Genomic DNA, 16502 nt, shown 5'->3' on the forward strand with positions numbered 1-16502 from the left:
GCGGCGGCCGGCGGCACCCGCGCCGCGCCGCGCCGTCGTGGACAGCCCGCGCGCGTTCGGCTAGCGTTACGTCAGCCGCGCGTGCGGCGCGGCGCCGGCCCGCCCGCGCCGCACGCGCATTCCGGCCATCCCGCCGGCCACCCCCGCTCCGTCATGACCGCACAGTTCCCTGCCCGATTCCCGCCGCTCCTGCGCCACGCGCTCCGTCCCCTGCTGGACCCGTACCGCCGCTACCGGCACGCGAAGCTGATCCATGCGGCGCGCGTCGCGCTCGCGATTCTCGTGTCGATCGCCTTGTCCACCGGCCTGCGCGTGCCGCACGGCGAATGGTCGACGATCACCGTGCTGATCGTCGTCGGCGGACTGCAGCACCACGGCAACATCCGCAAGAAGGCGGCCGAGCGCGCGCTCGGCACGTCGATCGGCGCGCTCGCGGGGCTGGGGCTGATCCTGCTCTACTCCGTCCTGCACGCGCCGCTCGCGATCTACCTGCTGATGGCGATCGCGTGCGGGCTCTGCGCGTATCACGCGATCGGCAAGGCCGGCTACATCGCGCTGCTGTCGGCGATCACGATGGTGATCGTCGCCGGGCACGGCGACAACGAGATCGTCGACGGCCTGTGGCGCGCGGTGAACGTGCTGACCGGCATCGCGATCGCGCTGGCGTTCTCGTTCGCGCTGCCGCTCTATGCGACCTACTCGTGGCGCTACAAGCTCGCCGACGCGCTGCGCGCGTGCGCGGCCGTGCATGCGCGGCTCGCGGGCGACCGCCACGTGAGCGACGACGCACACCTGAAGGAAATGGCCGCGCTGAGCGCGCTGCTGGTGCAGCTGCGCTCGCTGATGCCGTCGGTGTCGAAGGAATGCGACATCCCGGTCACGCAGCTCGAGGCGATCCAGCGCGGCCTGCGCCTGTGCATCGGCTATCTGGAGATCCTGTCGAGCACGGTGCCGGCCCGCGACGACCTCGCCGCGCGCGAATACATGCGCACCGAGATGAAGGCGATGAACCGGCGCATCCGCGACACGCTCGTCGGCGCGAGCCGCGCGCTCAAGTTCGGCACGCCGAGCCGGCTCGCACCGCGCCGCCGGCCGGCCGAGCCGCCGCACGACGCCCCGCCGGCGCAGTTGTCGGGCTACGTGTCGATCACGGCCAAGCTGGCCGGCGAAGTGGATCAGTTGCGCGAGAAACTGCTCGATACCGCGCAGGCGTGGAATATCTGAACCTGGAGCCTTGCCGATTCGAAGGCCGGCGGACGCCGGGCGCCCCAGGGCATCTTTCATTAGCCTTTCATAAAGGTGGCCCGGCATCCTGAGCGCGGATGCCGCACCGGCCGACCGATCTGGCCCCGGCAATCGGGCGTGCGCGCCGGCGCGCCTTCGCCAGTTTCGACCGCCGTCCGAGGCCGTTTCGCGCCGGATTCTCCGGCCGGTTAACCGCCCGTCAGGCCCGTCGCGACAGGCCCGAAGACGTATTGGCGCGAAAATCAGGTCTTGCCCCAACTTCCCGGACAGCCGATACTCGCATATTCCGCGAAATACGATCCCACCGGCTTCAATCCACGGTAATTCCTATGAGCACGATTCTCGAAAGCCTCCCGACCGGCCAGAAGGTCGGTATCGCCTTCTCCGGCGGCCTGGACACCAGCGCCGCGCTGCACTGGATGAAACTGAAGGGCGCCGTCCCGTACGCATACACGGCGAACCTCGGCCAGCCCGACGAAGACGATTACGACGCGATCCCGAAACGCGCGATCGAATACGGCGCAGCCGGCGCCCGCCTGATCGACTGCCGCGCGCAGCTCGTCGCCGAAGGCATCGCCGCGCTGCAAAGCGGCGCGTTCCACATCACGACCGCGGGCGTCACGTACTTCAACACGACGCCGATCGGCCGCGCCGTGACGGGCACGATGCTCGTCGCCGCGATGAAGGAAGACGGCGTCAACATCTGGGGCGACGGCAGCACGTACAAGGGCAACGACATCGAGCGTTTCTACCGCTACGGCCTGCTCGTGAACCCGGACCTGAAGATCTACAAGCCGTGGCTCGACCAGACGTTCATCGACGAACTCGGCGGCCGCGCCGAAATGTCCGAATTCATGAACCAGGCCGGCTTCGCCTACAAGATGTCGGCCGAGAAGGCGTATTCGACCGACTCGAACCTGCTCGGCGCGACGCACGAAGCGAAGGACCTCGAAAGCCTCGAAAGCGGCATCAAGATCGTGAACCCGATCATGGGCGTCGCGTTCTGGCGCGACGACGTGAAGATCGCCGCCGAGGAAGTGACGGTGCGCTTCGAAGCCGGCCAGCCGGTCGCGCTGAACGGCGTCGAGTTCAAGGATCAGGTCGAGCTGCTGCTGGAAGCGAACCGCATCGGCGGCCGCCACGGCCTCGGCATGAGCGACCAGATCGAGAACCGCATCATCGAGGCGAAGAGCCGCGGCATCTATGAAGCCCCGGGCCTCGCGCTGCTGTACATCGCATACGAGCGTCTCGTCACCGGCATCCATAACGAAGACACGATCGAGCAGTACCGCGAGAACGGCCGCCGTCTCGGCCGCCTGCTGTACCAGGGCCGCTGGTTCGACCCGCAGGCGATCATGCTGCGCGAAACGGCGCAGCGCTGGGTCGCGCGCGCGATCACCGGCGAAGTGAAGATCGAACTGCGCCGCGGCAACGACTACTCGATCCTGAGCACGAAGTCGCCGAACCTCACGTATCAGCCGGAACGCCTGTCGATGGAGAAGGTGGCGTCGACGTTCTCGCCGCGCGACCGGATCGGCCAGCTGACGATGCGCAACCTCGACATCACCGATACACGCGACAAGCTGCGCGTGTATTCGCAAGTCGGCCTGCTGACGCCGGGTGAAGCGTCGGCGCTGCCGCAGATCAAGGGCGACGACAAGTAAGTCGCTTCGTTCGACGCCGGGGCGCGTAGCCGATACGCGCTTCGGCCGGGCAGGCCGCATGTGCATCGGTGCGTGCGCGGCCTGCTGCTTCTTTCCCTTCCTGCTCTACTCGCGCCACCGCGTCACGCGCAAACGGCGCTGCAAGGCTACGGCAATCGTGGCAAGCTGCCAGTCGTCCGATTTCCGGCCCGGCTCATGACTTCCCTCACCGTCATCCACCTGAACGGCCCGATCAACAGCGGCAAGACGACGATCGATCGCGCACTCGCGCAGCGGCTGCCCGATGCGCGCTTCATCGACGGCGACGATCACGACGCGCCCGACGACGCCCCGTTCGACGTGCAGTGGGCGATCGCGCTGGCGCGCCTCGTCAAAGAGATCGCGCAGGCACGCGAACGTCATCTGGTGATCGCCTATCCGATCGGCGACGCGGAATTCGACCGGCTGCGCGCAGCCTGCGACGCACGCGACGCGCGCCTGTTCGTCGTGACGCTCGCGCCGCCGGTAGCGATCGCGGCGTCGGATCGCGGCACGCGCGCGCTGACGGACTGGGAGCGGAAACGTATCGCCGAGATGTATTGCGAAGGGTATGCGGCGCGCGCGTTCAGCGATTGCTTCGTCGACACGTCGAAAGCGTCTGCCGATGCGTGTGCGCGGGAGATCGCACGAAGCGTGCAGTCGCCGAACGTGTAGCGGGGAAACCGGCGCGCGCGACGGGCGGAAGTCGCGTCACACCGCGTAGTGGGCAAAGGCCTCGCGCACGCGAGCGCCGGCACCCTCCACACAGTCGCCACGTCCGGCAACACGCGCTGCCTGCAATTCAATGATGATGCCGCACCCCCGCCACGACCTGCTCGCGCGCCCCCTTGCGGCTCAGCATGAGCGTGACGACCGCCGACACCGCGAGCGTGCCCGCCACCACGTACAGCCCGGCCGCATAGCCGCCCGTCACGTTCTTCAGCCAGCCGATCGCGAACGGCCCGACGAAGCCGCCGAGGTTGCCGATCGAGTTGATCATCGCGATCCCCGCGGCCGCGCCGGCGCCGGACAGGAATGCGCTCGGCATCGCCCACAGCGGCGCCTTCGCGGCGCTGATCCCGATGTTGACGACGACCAGCGCGAGCACGGTCAAGAGCGCGGTGCTCGCCTGCCCCGCGAACACGAAGCCGATGCACGCGAGCACGCACGGAATCACGACATGCCACGTGCGTTCGCCGGTGCGATCCGAATGCCGCGCCCAGCCGATCATCGCGACGACCGCGGCGATGCTCGGGATGCCGGTCAGCAGGCCCGTCTGCCACGCGGTGAAGCCGAACTGCCTGACCATCAGAGGCGCCCACAGGCCGAGCGTATAGAGCCCCGCCGACGTGCCGAAGTAGATCAGCGCGAGCGCCAGCACGCGCGGGTCGCGCAGCGCCTGCCACGCGCCGGCCGTGTGCCCGGCATGCGCGTGCCGCGCGTCGGCCTCGGACTTCAGCTTCGCGACCAGCCAGTCGCGCTCGTCCGGCTGCAGCCACGCGGCCTTCGACGGCGCATCGGTCAGGCACGTCAGCACGACGAAGCCGAGCAGGACCGCGGGCAGCGCCTCGACGATGTACAGCATCTGCCAGTCGGCGAGCCCGAACAGCGGCGGCATCTGCATGATCGCGCCCGACAGCGGCGAGCCGATCGCGGTCGAGATCGGCGCGGCCGCCATGAACCACGCGGCCGCCACCGCGCGCTGCTTCGCGGGAAACCACAGGCTCAGGTACAGGATGATGCCGGGGAAGAAGCCGGCTTCCGCGATGCCGAGCAGGAAGCGCAACACGTAGAAGCTCGTCGGCCCGGCTGCGAACGCGGACACCGCCGACACGATGCCCCACGTGATCATCACGCGCGCGATCCAGATGCGTGCGCCGACGCGATGGAGAATCAGGTTGCTCGGCACTTCGAACAGAAAGTAGCCGATGAAGAACAGGCCGCCGCCGAGTCCGAACGCGGTCGGCGACAGGCCGATCGCCTTGTTCATCGTCATCGCCGCGAAGCCGACGTTGACGCGATCGAGAAAGCTGACGAAGTAAAGCAGCATCACGAACGGAATGATGCGCCACATCAGTTTCCGCGCGACGCGGGTTTCCAGATCCGCTTGCATGTGTCTCCTCCTTCGAGGTCGAGTCGCGCGCTGTCCGCGCGGGCTCGGTGGGTACCGCCGGCATCACGACGAAGCGTGCGCGCCGGCGCCCGGCTCGCGTCGAATGCGCGAGTCGCGGGCAAAAAATCCGGGAGGCGGCGAACGGAAGGCGACCGGCTGCGCGTGCGGCCGTCGCCGTCCTCGTCGCCGTTCTCGTTACTGTCAGGCGGCGACCGCCGCGTGCGCGACGCGCTCGCAGATGGCGGCCGTCACCTGCGCGGTCGTCGCGCTGCCGCCGAGGTCGCGCGTATGCAGCGACGGATCGGCCGTCACGGCCTCGATCGCCTGCATCACGCGCGCGGCCGCTGCCGTCTCGCCGAGATGCTCGAGCAGCATCACGACCGACCAGAACGTGCCGACCGGATTCGCGAGGCCTTGGCCCATGATGTCGAACGCGGAGCCGTGGATCGGCTCGAACATCGACGGATAGCGGCGCTCGGGATCGATGTTGCCGGTCGGCGCGATGCCGAGGCTGCCCGCGAGCGCGGCCGCGAGATCGCTGAGGATGTCCGCGTGCAGGTTGGTCGCGACGATCGTGTCGAGCGACGCCGGGCGGTTCACCATGCGCGCGGTCGCGGCGTCGACGAGTTCCCTGTCCCACGTGACGTCGGGGAATTCCTGCGCGACCTGCTTCGCGATCTCGTCCCACATCACCATCGCGTGACGCTGCGCGTTGCTCTTCGTGATGACGGTCAGCAGCTTGCGCGGACGCGACTGCGCGAGCCGGAATGCGAAGCGCATGATGCGTTCGACGCCGGCACGCGTGAGGATCGACACGTCGGTCGCCGCCTCGATCGGATGCCCCTGGTGCACGCGGCCGCCGACACCCGCGTATTCGCCCTCCGAGTTCTCGCGCACGATCACCCAGTTCAGGTCGGCCGGCCCGCAGCGCTTCAGCGGCGCGTCGATGCCGGGCAGGATGCGCGTCGGCCGCACGTTCGCGTACTGGTCGAAGCCCTGGCAGATCTTCAGGCGCAGGCCCCACAGCGTCACGTGGTCGGGCACGTCGGGGTCGCCCGCCGAGCCGAACAGGATCGCGTCCTTGCCGCGCAGCGCGTCGAGGCCGTCGGCCGGCATCATCGCGCCGTGCAGGCGGTAGTAATCGGCGCCCCAGTCGAAATCCTCGAACTCGAACGCAAAGCGGTCGCTGCCGCGGGCCAGCGCTTCCAGCACCTGCTTGGCCGCAGGCACCACTTCCTTGCCGATGCCGTCGCCGGGAATGGTCGCGATACGGTAGGTCTTCATGCTGACATCCTCGATTGATCGTGAGCGTGAACGCACTTTACCGAACTGGAAGTGTGGAAACCGGGGCTATACTCAAAGCATCTTTAACTTCAATTCATGAATCCCGTCATGGCGGATACCGTCCAGCCGGCCGATCTCGGCTTCTTCTCGACACTGGCCGCGGCGGGCAGCCTGAGCGCGGCCGCGCGCGAGCTCGGGCTGACCGCGGCGGCCGTCAGCAAGCGGCTCACGCAGATGGAGCGGCGCGCGGGCGTGACGCTCGTCAACCGCACGACGCGGCGCATGATGCTGACGCCCGAGGGCGACGTGTATCTCGACTACGCGCGCCGGATCCTCGATCAGATGGACGAACTGGGCGAACTGCTCGGCAGCGCGCGGCAGCGGCCGAAGGGGCTGCTGCGCGTGAACGCGACGCTCGGCTTCGGGCGCAGCCACGTCGGCCCGGCGATCTCGCGCTTCGTCGCGCGTTTTCCGGAGGTGTCGGTGCAGTTGCAACTGTCGGTGATGCCGCCGCCGCTCACCGACGACGCGTTCGACGTGTGCATCCGCTTCGGCGAGCCGCCCGATACGCGCGTCGTCGCGCGACGGCTCGCGCCGAACCGCCGGCTGCTGTGCGCGGCGCCCGCGTATCTCGCGCGGCACGGCACGCCGGGCACGCCGCACGAGCTGACGCGGCACAACTGCATCGGCATCCGGCAAGGCGACGAAGGCTACGGGATCTGGCGGCTGGCGAGCGGACGCGGCGCGGCGCGCAACACGGAAGCCGTGCGGATCAACGGCAACCTGACGACGAACGACGGCGAGATCGCGGTGAAGTGGGCGCTCGACGGGCACGGCATCCTGATGCGCGCCGAGTGGGATATCCGCGACTTTCTGGCCGACGGGCGCCTCGTCGTCGTGCTGCCCGACTACGAAACGCCGAGCGCGGATATCTACGCGGTGTATGCGCAGCGGCATCAGATGTCCGCGCGAATACGCGCGTTCGTGGATTTTCTGGCGGGGGACCTGGGTGGGTGACGGGAGGCGGGCGGAAGGCGCTGACGCACGCTGCAGGGCGAGGAGGCACCGGACGTCCCGCGCAAACCGCATGCGGCGTTGAACCGGCCGGTCGGCACAATGCCAATATTTCGGCTATTTTTCATAAAAAACGCCAAAATATTTACACTTTGATCCATGGGACACTACTGGGATGCCGCTTGCCTCAAGCCAAAGTGCTATTATTTTGGCGTTATTCCACAAAAAGCGCTGAAATATTAGCTCCGACCATGGCCAAGAAGACTGCCCCGCTCTTGCCGGCATCCAATCGGCTGCTCGTCGACTTCGGCGAGCGGCTGAAGTTGGCGCGCCTGCGCCGAAAGCTGACGGCCAAGCAGGTCGCGGAACGCGCGGGCATGTCGCCCATGACGCTTCGCTCACTCGAGGCGGGCAGTTCGGGGGTAACGATGGGGGCCTATCTTTCCGTCATGCAGACGCTCGGGCTCCAGGGTGATCTGGAAAAGCTGGCCGCCGCGGACCCGCTCGGCCGCCAGCTTCAAGACGCCCGACTCGCCACGCCGCGGCGCTCGAAGCAAGTGGCTTCGACACCGGTCGCGGCAGCGCCGCGCACGTCCGGCAAGCGCGCTAGCGCGAGCGTTTCTCCCACCGCCCAAGCCGACGGAACAGCGACGACGGCATTCGGTCGCGCAGTGCCTGACGAGAATCGCGGCACGACCGCCGCGGATCTGACCGCATTGCTGAAACCCGTGGGCAAGCGACACGGAGGGGCGACCAGGAAATGACGACCATCTCCGTCTATGCAGACTGGGACGGCCTGCCCGCTCCCCGAAAACTCGGTCTTCTGCACAGTCGACAGACACGTGCCAGCGAACGGTTCGAATTCCAGTACGACGCGGTTGCGCTGGATGCACCCGAGTTCGCCGGCGTGCAACTCGACCCCGAGATCGGCCTCTTCGAAGGACCGCAATATCCGGTGCCGCCGCGGCACGCGTTCGGCGCGTTCGCCGATTCGAGCCCCGATCGATGGGGCCGCATGCTGATGGATCGCCGGCTGGAGCGTGACGTTCGCGAGGTATGTGAATACTTCCGGCTGAGCCTGAAGGATGCCGACGAGATCATCGATGATTTCCGCGGCGTCGTCGGCCAATGGCGCACGCTCGCGACACGACTCGCGCTTTCTGCCCGGGAACAGGAGCGCATGGCCGACGCGTTTCGCCTCGCAAGCACCTGAGCCCCCGTTCATTCGTTCGACGCCCCGCCGTCACGCCGCTGCCGCCAGCCTCCCGTCGGGCTCGCACGCGGCGATCGCCGTCGCCGCCATCTGCCGCAGCGCTGCCCCAGGCACGCTCACACCGGCCCTCTCCTGCGCAGCATCCTCGAAGCGCTCCGCGATCCAGTCGACGAACGCGCGCACGCCCGGCGACACGTGCCGGCGCTTCGCATAGACGGCCGACACCGAAACCGCGCCCGGCCGCCACCGCGGCAGCACTTCCTGCAACTGTCCGGCGTCGATCAGCGGCTGCGCGACGACGCGCGGCGGCTGGATCAACCCGAGGCCATGCACGCCGCACGCCAGATACGCCTGCTCGTCGTCGACGCTGACGATGCCGTCGAGCCGGATCGTGCGCACCGCGCCGTCGATCGCGAATTCGAGTTCGGCGGTGCGCTGGGCCGACGCGAACGCGCCGCTGACCGCGCGATGCCCGGCAAGCGCATCGAGCGAACGCGGCACGCCGCAGCGCTCGAGATACGCGGGGCTCGCGCAGGTCACGCGCTCGAGTGCGCCGAGCGGGCGCGCAACCAGCGACGAATCGGGCAGCGAGCCAAGCCGGATGCTGCAATCGACCGCATCGCCGATCAGGTCGGCCGCGCGTCCGGACACGCCCAGCATCAGCACGAGTTCCGGATGACGCGCATGGAACGCGCCAAGCGCCGACAGCACGATCGCGTCCGCCACCGCTCCCGGCAACTCGACGCGCAGCGGCCCGCTCGGATGCCGCGCCGCATTGCGCAGGCTCGCTTCGAGCTCGTCGACGTCCGCGGTGATGCGCTGGCACCGCCGGTAATACGCGTCGCCTTCCGGCGTCGCCCGCAGCGCGCGCGTCGTGCGCACCAGCAACGGCATGCCGAGCGCCGCCTCGAGTTCCTGCACGGTGCGCGTCGCGGTCGCGCGCGAAATGCCGAGCGAGTGCGCCGCGCGCGTAAAGCTGTTCATCTCGACGATGCGCGTGAAGATGCGCATCGCGCGAATCGGATTGTCCACCGGAAACTCCCGCGGAATACGGCATCACGCATCGCGCGCGAACGCGACGCGGCGCATGCCTGTCAGTGAGCGAGCCGCGCCGCCGGCGCGGCGACCGGTTCAGTCGCGCGTGGCCGCGGCCGCGCGGGCCGGCGCGGCGAGCAGCTGCCGTGCCAGCGCGAGCGCCTCGTCACGATTGGCCGCCGCGTTCAACGGATAACCCCAGACCTTCTCGAACGCGGCCGAGAACGCATCGAGCGCAGCGCGCCGCTGCGCGTCGGGCTCGACCGCGATCATCGCGGGAATCCATTCGCGCGATTGCGCGCGATTCGCCTTGCTCCATTTCGCGAGCTGCTTGCGCATCTCGTGATCCTGCGCATCGCGATCGTCGCCGGACGGGGCATCGTCGGTCAGGAACACGAAACGTTCGCGGCGCGCGAGCAATGCGTCGAGCTCGGCCAGCAGGTGCGCGGGATCGCTCGACGGCGAACGCGCGTAACGCAACCACACCAACGGGAATTCAGTCGTGACGATCTGCATGTCGGCCTCCAGATGAGAATGATTCTCATGTTAGGGGGCGACGCCCGTCCCGTCATTTCTCGTGCCGGCCAACCGCTTGTTCGATCCGGCCAAGCACGCGCGCGTGCCGACCTGGCACGGCACGGCTCAGCACGGCACGGTCAGCGCTGCCGGTCGGTCAGGTATTGGGTCGGCGACTTGCCGGTCGCCTTGCGGAACATCGTCACGAAGCTGCTCGCGCTCTCGTAGCCGAGGTCGATCGCGATCTGGTGCACGCGGCGGCCCGCCGTCAGCATCCGCAGCGACAGCGCGACGTGCAGGCGCCGGCGCCAGTCGCCGAGGCTCATGCCGAGTTCCTTCGCGGCGAGCCGCGTGAGGCTGCGCTCGCTGACGCCGGCGCGGCGCGCGAGTTCGGGCAGCGGCGACTTGTCGGCCGGGTCGTCGAGCAGGTGATCGATCAGCCGGCGCAGCCGGCGGTCGGCCGGCATCGGCAGATACAGGTCCTCGACCGGCGCCGCGACGAGTTCGTCGAGCAACGTCGCCATCAGCCGCCCCTGCGGACCGTCGACGTCGTACAGGCTCGGGAAGCTCGCGGCCTTCAGCAGCAGTTCGCGCAACAGCGGCGACATGCCCAGCGTGCAGCAGCGCGCCGGCAGGCCGGGCGCCGCATCGGGCTCCACCAGCACCGCGTAGAACGTCGCGCCGGCCGAACCGCGCGCCGAATGCGTGACGCCGCCCGGAATCCACACCGTGCATTGCGGCGGTGCGCTCCACACGCCGCCGTCGATCTCGCAATAGATGACGCCGCTCAGCGTGTACAGCAGTTGCGCCTGCGGATGGCTGTGCCGTTCGAGCCGCCATTCGGGCTCGACGACCGAGCCGCCGAACACGACGAGCGGGCGCGGCACGTGATAGACGTCGGCGTCGGCAGCGGGATCGGTAACGGGTGGCAGGTCGCGCATGGAGCGATGGTGTCGAAAGCGGCCGGACGGCGTGCCCGCGCGGCCTTTCGTGCTTATACCAGAAAGGCGCCGGCGCGGCCGCGCGGTTCCCGGCCGGCATCGGCAGACGCGCGCCGATCCGAATACAATGCGGCGATCCCCCGCCGCCTCGCCAACCTTGCCGGAGCCGCCATGTTCGACCTGACCACGCTGGCCACCTTCACCGCCGTCGTCCTGGGCCTGTTCCTGATCCCGGGCCCCGCCGTGCTGCTCGTGCTGAGCCGCACCGTGCAGGGCGGCCGCAAGACCGGCATCCTGACCGGCCTCGGCGTCGCGAGCGGCGACTTCGTGCATACGCTGTTTGCCGCCGTCGGGCTGTCGGCGCTGCTGATGACGTCGGCGCTCGCGTTCAACGTCGTGAAGCTGGTCGGCGCGGCCTACCTCATCTACCTCGGCGTGCGTGCGCTGCTCGACGGGCCGTCCGATCCGTCGCTGCCGAAGGTGCCGCCCGTCACGCCGCTGACGGCGTACCTGCAGGCGATTCCCGCCGAAGTGCTGAATCCGAAGACCGCGCTGTTCTTCCTCGCGTTCATGCCGCAGTTCGTGCATCCGGAACGCGGCTCGACGTTCGTGCAGTTCGCGGTGCTCGGGCTGATCTTCGTCGTGCTCAGCTCGCTCTATACGACGCTGATCGCATGCTCGATCCGCCCGCTCGGCCGCGTCGTGAAGCGGCTCGCGTGGCTCACGCGCTGGCAGGGAAAGATCATCGGTTCGATCTTCATCGCGCTCGGGCTGCGCGTCGCGGTGCAACAGCGCTGACGCGGGTTTCGCGTGACGTCCGACGCGGCGGCCGCCGGCGAAATCCTCTATGCCGATCCGCGCCTCGTCGCGGTCTACGACCGGTTCAACGCCGGCGATCGTGACTTCGCGTTCTACGCATCGCGCCTCGGCACCGCGCGGCAACGGATTCTCGATCTCGGCTGCGGCACCGGCACGTTCGCGCGCCGGCTTGCGGCGGCCGGGCACGACGTCGTCGCGATCGACCCCGCACCCGCGATGATCGACCATGCGCGACGCCAGCCCGGCGCCGGCGCGGTGCGCTGGCTCGCGTGCGATCTCGGCGGCCTGCCGCCCGGCGCGCCGTTCGATGCCGTCGTGATGACCGGGCACGCGTTCCAGTGCCTGCTGACCGACGCGGAGATCGACGCGACGCTGTGCGGCGTGCGGCGCGTGCTGGCCGACGGCGGGCGCTTCCTGTTCGAGACCCGCAATCCGCGTGTCGAGCCGTGGCTCGGCTGGACTCCGGCGGCGTCGGCCACCCGCATCGATTCGCCCGAATTCGGCAGCGTCGAACTCCATCATGCGGTGACCGCGGTCGACGGTCCGATCGTGTCGTTCGACACGGTCTACCGCTTTCATCGCGACGATACGCAAGTGAAGAACGCGAGCCGGCTGCGCTTCATCTCGCAACCCGACCTGCAGGCGCGTGTCGCGGCCGCCGGCTTCTCGTCGGCGCACTGGTACGGCGACTGGCAAGGCGCGCCGTTCGACGACGCGGCCAGCGCGGAGATCATCGCGATCTGCCGCGCGTGAATGGTGGAACATCGTTCACGCGCGGCTACCGTGCAGCGAGCACTCCGCGAATCGAGTCGACCCGGTCGCGTCGTACCCCGATTCGGCCAACGCACGTCGGCCGGCAGCCAGTGAAGAAAAAGACAAGAATAGATGGAAGCATCATGCGTTCAAGAGCTTGCGCCGGACGACTGAAGGGGCGCTCGAAGGTGAAGCAAATGAGTCACGATGATTTTCAGGTGATGGAACTGGCGAACGGCAAGCCGGTGAAGATGTGGACGCAAGGCGTCGCGGTCGAGGACGACGCGCGCACGCAATTGCGCAACACCGCGCAGATGCCGTTCATCTTCAAGCACGTCGCGGTGATGCCCGACGTCCACCTCGGCAAGGGCTCGACGATCGGCAGCGTGATCCCGACGAAGGGCGCGATCATCCCGGCCGCGGTCGGCGTCGACATCGGCTGCGGGATGATGGCCGCGCGCACGACGCTCACGGCGGCGGACCTGCCGGACGCGCTCGGCGGGCTGCGCAGCGCGATCGAACGCGCGGTGCCGCACGGCCGCGCGCCGGGCCGCCGCGATCCGGGCGCATGGGGCGATCGCACGCCGGCCGCCGTGACGGAGTCGTGGAAGTCGCTGCTGCCGGGCTTCCAGCGGATCGTCGGCAAGTATCCGAAGCTGGAAAAGACGAACCACTACGCGCATCTGGGCACGCTCGGCACGGGCAACCACTTCATCGAGGTGTGCATCGACGAAGCGGATCGCGTGTGGTTCATGCTGCACAGCGGCTCGCGCGGCGTCGGCAATGCGATCGGCAGCCTGTTCATCGAACTCGCGCAGGCCGACATGCGGCAGCACATCGCGAACCTGCCGGATCGCAACCTCGCGTATTTCACCGAGGGCAGCCGGCACTTCGACGACTACGTCGAAGCGGTGGGCTGGGCGCAGGACTACGCGCGCCGCAACCGGCAGGCGATGATGGACGCGGTGATCGGCGCGGCGCGCGGCGTGATCGCGAAACCGTTCGCGGTCGACGAGCACGCGGTGAACTGCCACCACAACTACGTGCAGCGCGAACGCCACTTCGGCGAGGACGTGCTCGTCACGCGCAAGGGAGCCGTATCCGCGCAGAAGGGACAGCTCGGCATCATTCCGGGTTCGATGGGCGCGAAAAGCTTCATCGTGCGCGGGCTCGGCAATCCGGAGAGCTTCTGCTCGTGCAGCCACGGCGCCGGCCGCGCGATGAGCCGGACCGAAGCGAAGCGCCGCTTCACGGTCGACGACCAGGTCAAGGCGACGCGCGGCGTCGAATGCCGGAAGGACGCGGGTGTCGTCGACGAGATCCCGATGGCCTACAAGGACATCGATGCGGTGATGGCGGCGCAGCGCAGCCTCGTCGAAGTGGTGCACACGCTGCGTCAGGTGGTGTGCGTGAAAGGATAGCGCGGCGCGCGGCCGAAGGCCGGGCGGCCGCGCTCGATGAAAGATCCGTGGCCGCGACCGTATCGCACGTCCGGTGCGGCCGACGACCGCGGTGATGCGCCACCGTCACGTCACGCGCCGACGATCGAGATCGAAAACCCGTCCCAGCCCTTCAGCCCGACCGTCTGCAAGGCGGTCGTCGTGAGGTTCGGCTCGGCGACGATCCGCGCGAACCCGTCGCGCACGCCGACGACGTCCGGCTCACGGTTGTCCGGATCGGCCACGCGCCCGCCTCGTACGACGTTGTCGACGACGATCACCGTGCCGGGCCGCGACAGTTTCAGCGCGGCGTCCAGATAAGCGGCGTTGTTGTCCTTGTCCGCGTCGATGAAGATGAAGTCGAACGGCGCCTCGCCCGCATCGACGAGCCGCGCGAGGCTGTCCTTCGCGCTGCCGACCACCACCGACACGACATCCGCGAACCCGGCGCGCGCGATGTTCCGCGTCGCGACCTTCGCGTGATCGGGGTTCAGTTCGAGCGTCACGAGCCGGCCGTCCGGCGGCAACGCGCGCGCGAGCCAGATCGTGCTGTAGCCGCCGAGCGTGCCGACTTCGAGGATGCGCCGTGCGCCGCGAATCGTCGCGAGCAGCTGCAGCAGCTTGCCCTGGTTCGGCGCGACGTTGATCGCGGGCAGCCCGGCCGCGTCGCTCGCCGCGAGCGCGGCGTCGAGCGCGTCGTCGGTCGGCACGAGCGTCGCGGAGAAATACGCATCCACCTTGTTCCACTGATCCTGGTCCATCGCGCACCCTTCATCGGAAGAAAAACGCATTCTATGCGCGGCGGCCCCATAAGCAACAAACCATTCGTTCTAAGGACGGCAGCGCACCTGCTCCTATAATCGCTCGACCACGACAACAACAGATGGAGCACTCATGACCGATCAGGCCTCTTCGAACTGGCGCCTCGAAACCATCGCCGTGCACGGCGGCTATCGACCCGACCCGACCACGCGCGCGGTCGCGGTGCCGATCTACCAGACCGTTGCGTACGCATTCGACGACACGCAGCACGGCGCAGACCTGTTCGACCTGAAGGTCCAGGGCAACATCTACACGCGGATCATGAACCCGACGACCGACGTGCTCGAACAGCGGATCGCCGCGCTCGAGGGCGGCATCGGCGCGCTGGCGCTGGCGTCGGGCCAGGCGGCCGTCACGTACGCGATCCAGACGATCGCGGAAGCCGGCGACAACATCGTGTCCGCCAGTTCGCTGTACGGCGGCACCTACAACCTGTTCGCGCATACGCTGCCGCAATACGGCATCACGACGCGCTTCGCCGATCCGCGCGACCCCGCGTCGTTCGAGCCGCTGATCGACGCGCGCACGAAGGCGATCTTCGCGGAATCGGTCGGCAATCCGCTCGGCAACGTGACCGACATCGCCGCGCTCGCGGAAGTCGCGCATCGCCACGGTATCCCGCTGATCGTGGACAACACGGTGCCGTCGCCGTACCTGCTGCGTCCGTTCGAACACGGCGCGGACATCGTCGTGCACTCGCTGACGAAGTATCTCGGCGGCCACGGCACGAGCCTCGGCGGCGCGATCGTCGATTCGGGCAAGTTCCCGTGGGCGCAGCACGCGGACCGCTTCAAGCGGCTCAACGAGCCCGACGTCAGCTATCACGGTGTCGTCTACACCGAAGCGTTCGGGCCGGCCGCGTATATCGGCCGCGCGCGCGTCGTGCCGCTGCGCAACATGGGCGCGGCGATCTCGCCGTTCAACGCGTTCCAGATCCTGCAAGGCATCGAGACGCTCGCGCTGCGCATCGAGCGCATCAGCGACAACGCGCTGAAGATCGCGCAGCATCTCGCGCGCCATGAACACGTCGAATGGGTGAACTACGCGGGGCTGCCCGATCACCCGGATCATGTGCTCGTCGCGCGCTACCTGTCGGGCCGCGCGCCCGGCATCCTGACGTTCGGCGTGAAGGGCGGACGCGACGGCGGCGCGAAGTTCCAGGATGCGCTGAAGCTGTTCACGCGGCTCGTCAACATCGGCGACACGAAGTCGCTCGCGACGCATCCGGCCTCGACGACGCACCGCCAGCTGTCGCCGGCCGAGCTCGCGAAGGCCGGCGTGAAGGAGGAAACGGTACGGCTGTCGATCGGCATCGAGCACATCGACGACCTGCTCGCCGATCTCGACCAGGCGCTCGCGCAGCTGTGAGCCGATGCGGGCGTGCCGACACGCCCGCTTCAAGGTGTTCAATCCCCGGTTCGCGATGGATCGCGTCGCATACCATCGAATGCGTGACGGGTGATGCCCGTTGCGAACCACGCAAGCGTATCGCTGTCGCACGGCACGATCACGCGTTGGCCCGGACACTGCGAGTGCCGGGCCTTTTTTTGGTTCATCGAGGATTACCGGGGAACGCGGCGCGGATCTTGAGGAAGAAGTATTCGTCGTCGCGGTACCCGTAAGCCC

At 68.3% G+C, this 16502-nt stretch carries 16 protein-coding genes; 10 read left to right on the forward strand and 6 right to left on the reverse strand.

Going from position 1 to position 16502, the window contains the following annotated elements:
- The first annotated feature begins 153 nt into the window (after positions 1 to 153).
- The 3 genes from DIE16_RS19555 to DIE16_RS19565 all read left to right on the forward strand — a co-directional run bounded on the left by DIE16_RS19555 (position 154) and on the right by DIE16_RS19565 (position 3602).
- Positions 154 to 1224, forward strand: a complete 1071-nt coding sequence (locus DIE16_RS19555) for an FUSC family protein (protein WP_124488804.1) — start codon at positions 154 to 156, stop codon at positions 1222 to 1224.
- 350 nt (positions 1225 to 1574) lie between these two features.
- Positions 1575 to 2909, forward strand: a complete 1335-nt coding sequence (argG, locus tag DIE16_RS19560; protein WP_044848086.1) for an argininosuccinate synthase — start codon at positions 1575 to 1577, stop codon at positions 2907 to 2909.
- A gap of 195 nt (positions 2910 to 3104) precedes the next feature.
- Positions 3105 to 3602 (forward strand): shikimate kinase, encoded by a 498-nt coding sequence (locus DIE16_RS19565; RefSeq protein ID WP_124893253.1) that lies wholly within the window; start codon positions 3105 to 3107, stop codon positions 3600 to 3602.
- Positions 3603 to 3729: 127 nt separating this feature from the next.
- Here the strand turns inward: DIE16_RS19565 and DIE16_RS19570 are convergent, their stop codons facing one another.
- Both DIE16_RS19570 and DIE16_RS19575 read right to left on the reverse strand, forming a co-directional pair.
- Positions 3730 to 5040 (reverse strand): MFS transporter, encoded by a 1311-nt coding sequence (locus DIE16_RS19570; protein WP_124893255.1) that lies wholly within the window; start codon positions 5038 to 5040, stop codon positions 3730 to 3732.
- A 201-nt stretch (positions 5041 to 5241) separates the two neighbouring features.
- Positions 5242 to 6324 (reverse strand): tartrate dehydrogenase, encoded by a 1083-nt coding sequence (locus tag DIE16_RS19575; protein ID WP_124488807.1) that lies wholly within the window; start codon positions 6322 to 6324, stop codon positions 5242 to 5244.
- Between the two features lie 108 nt (positions 6325 to 6432).
- On the opposite strand from DIE16_RS19575, the gene DIE16_RS19580 reads away from it, so the two are divergent.
- The 3 genes from DIE16_RS19580 (at position 6433) to DIE16_RS36905 (ending at position 8551) form a co-directional block, all read left to right on the forward strand.
- Complete coding sequence (locus DIE16_RS19580; RefSeq protein ID WP_124893257.1) at positions 6433 to 7341, forward strand: LysR substrate-binding domain-containing protein; 909 nt, start codon at positions 6433 to 6435, stop codon at positions 7339 to 7341.
- Positions 7342 to 7589: 248 nt separating this feature from the next.
- A complete protein-coding gene (locus tag DIE16_RS19585; RefSeq protein ID WP_124528890.1) occupies positions 7590 to 8102 on the forward strand; it encodes a helix-turn-helix domain-containing protein in 513 nt (170 codons plus the stop codon).
- Positions 8099 to 8551, forward strand: coding sequence for a hypothetical protein (locus DIE16_RS36905; RefSeq protein WP_124893259.1), 453 nt, complete (start codon positions 8099 to 8101; stop codon positions 8549 to 8551). The genes DIE16_RS19585 and DIE16_RS36905 overlap by 4 nt, the downstream gene beginning before the upstream one ends.
- Before the next feature lie 30 nt (positions 8552 to 8581).
- Here the strand turns inward: DIE16_RS36905 and DIE16_RS19595 are convergent, their stop codons facing one another.
- The 3 genes from DIE16_RS19595 to DIE16_RS19605 form a co-directional block, all read right to left on the reverse strand.
- The gene (locus tag DIE16_RS19595; RefSeq protein ID WP_124528894.1) at positions 8582 to 9583 is read right to left on the reverse strand and encodes a LysR family transcriptional regulator; all 1002 of its coding nucleotides are present in this window, start codon (positions 9581 to 9583) and stop codon (positions 8582 to 8584) included.
- A 99-nt stretch (positions 9584 to 9682) separates the two neighbouring features.
- Positions 9683 to 10102 (reverse strand): ATP--cob(I)alamin adenosyltransferase, encoded by a 420-nt coding sequence (locus tag DIE16_RS19600; protein WP_124528896.1) that lies wholly within the window; start codon positions 10100 to 10102, stop codon positions 9683 to 9685.
- Positions 10103 to 10242: 140 nt separating this feature from the next.
- Entirely contained in the window at positions 10243 to 11043 is an 801-nt protein-coding gene (locus DIE16_RS19605; RefSeq protein ID WP_124528898.1) for a helix-turn-helix domain-containing protein, read from the reverse strand.
- 171 nt (positions 11044 to 11214) lie between these two features.
- On the opposite strand from DIE16_RS19605, the gene DIE16_RS19610 reads away from it, so the two are divergent.
- The 3 genes from DIE16_RS19610 (at position 11215) to DIE16_RS19620 (ending at position 14036) form a co-directional block, all read left to right on the forward strand.
- Positions 11215 to 11841: a LysE family translocator gene (locus DIE16_RS19610; RefSeq protein WP_044848096.1), complete on the forward strand. Its 627-nt coding sequence runs from the start codon at positions 11215 to 11217 to the stop codon at positions 11839 to 11841.
- Between the two features lie 12 nt (positions 11842 to 11853).
- The gene (locus tag DIE16_RS19615) at positions 11854 to 12615 is read left to right on the forward strand and encodes a bifunctional 2-polyprenyl-6-hydroxyphenol methylase/3-demethylubiquinol 3-O-methyltransferase UbiG (RefSeq protein ID WP_124893261.1); all 762 of its coding nucleotides are present in this window, start codon (positions 11854 to 11856) and stop codon (positions 12613 to 12615) included.
- Between the two features lie 197 nt (positions 12616 to 12812).
- Positions 12813 to 14036 (forward strand): RtcB family protein, encoded by a 1224-nt coding sequence (locus DIE16_RS19620; RefSeq protein WP_124528902.1) that lies wholly within the window; start codon positions 12813 to 12815, stop codon positions 14034 to 14036.
- A gap of 110 nt (positions 14037 to 14146) precedes the next feature.
- On the opposite strand, the gene DIE16_RS19625 is transcribed toward DIE16_RS19620, so the two are convergent.
- Positions 14147 to 14815 (reverse strand): O-methyltransferase, encoded by a 669-nt coding sequence (locus DIE16_RS19625; RefSeq protein ID WP_044848099.1) that lies wholly within the window; start codon positions 14813 to 14815, stop codon positions 14147 to 14149.
- A 133-nt stretch (positions 14816 to 14948) separates the two neighbouring features.
- Between DIE16_RS19625 and DIE16_RS19630 the strand changes: the two genes are divergently transcribed.
- Positions 14949 to 16244: an O-acetylhomoserine aminocarboxypropyltransferase/cysteine synthase family protein gene (locus DIE16_RS19630; protein ID WP_124520338.1), complete on the forward strand. Its 1296-nt coding sequence runs from the start codon at positions 14949 to 14951 to the stop codon at positions 16242 to 16244.
- Positions 16245 to 16502 lie beyond the last annotated feature (258 nt).

Origin of the sequence: Burkholderia sp. Bp9090, assembly GCF_003857985.1 — a bacterium.
GTDB lineage: Bacteria > Pseudomonadota > Gammaproteobacteria > Burkholderiales > Burkholderiaceae > Burkholderia.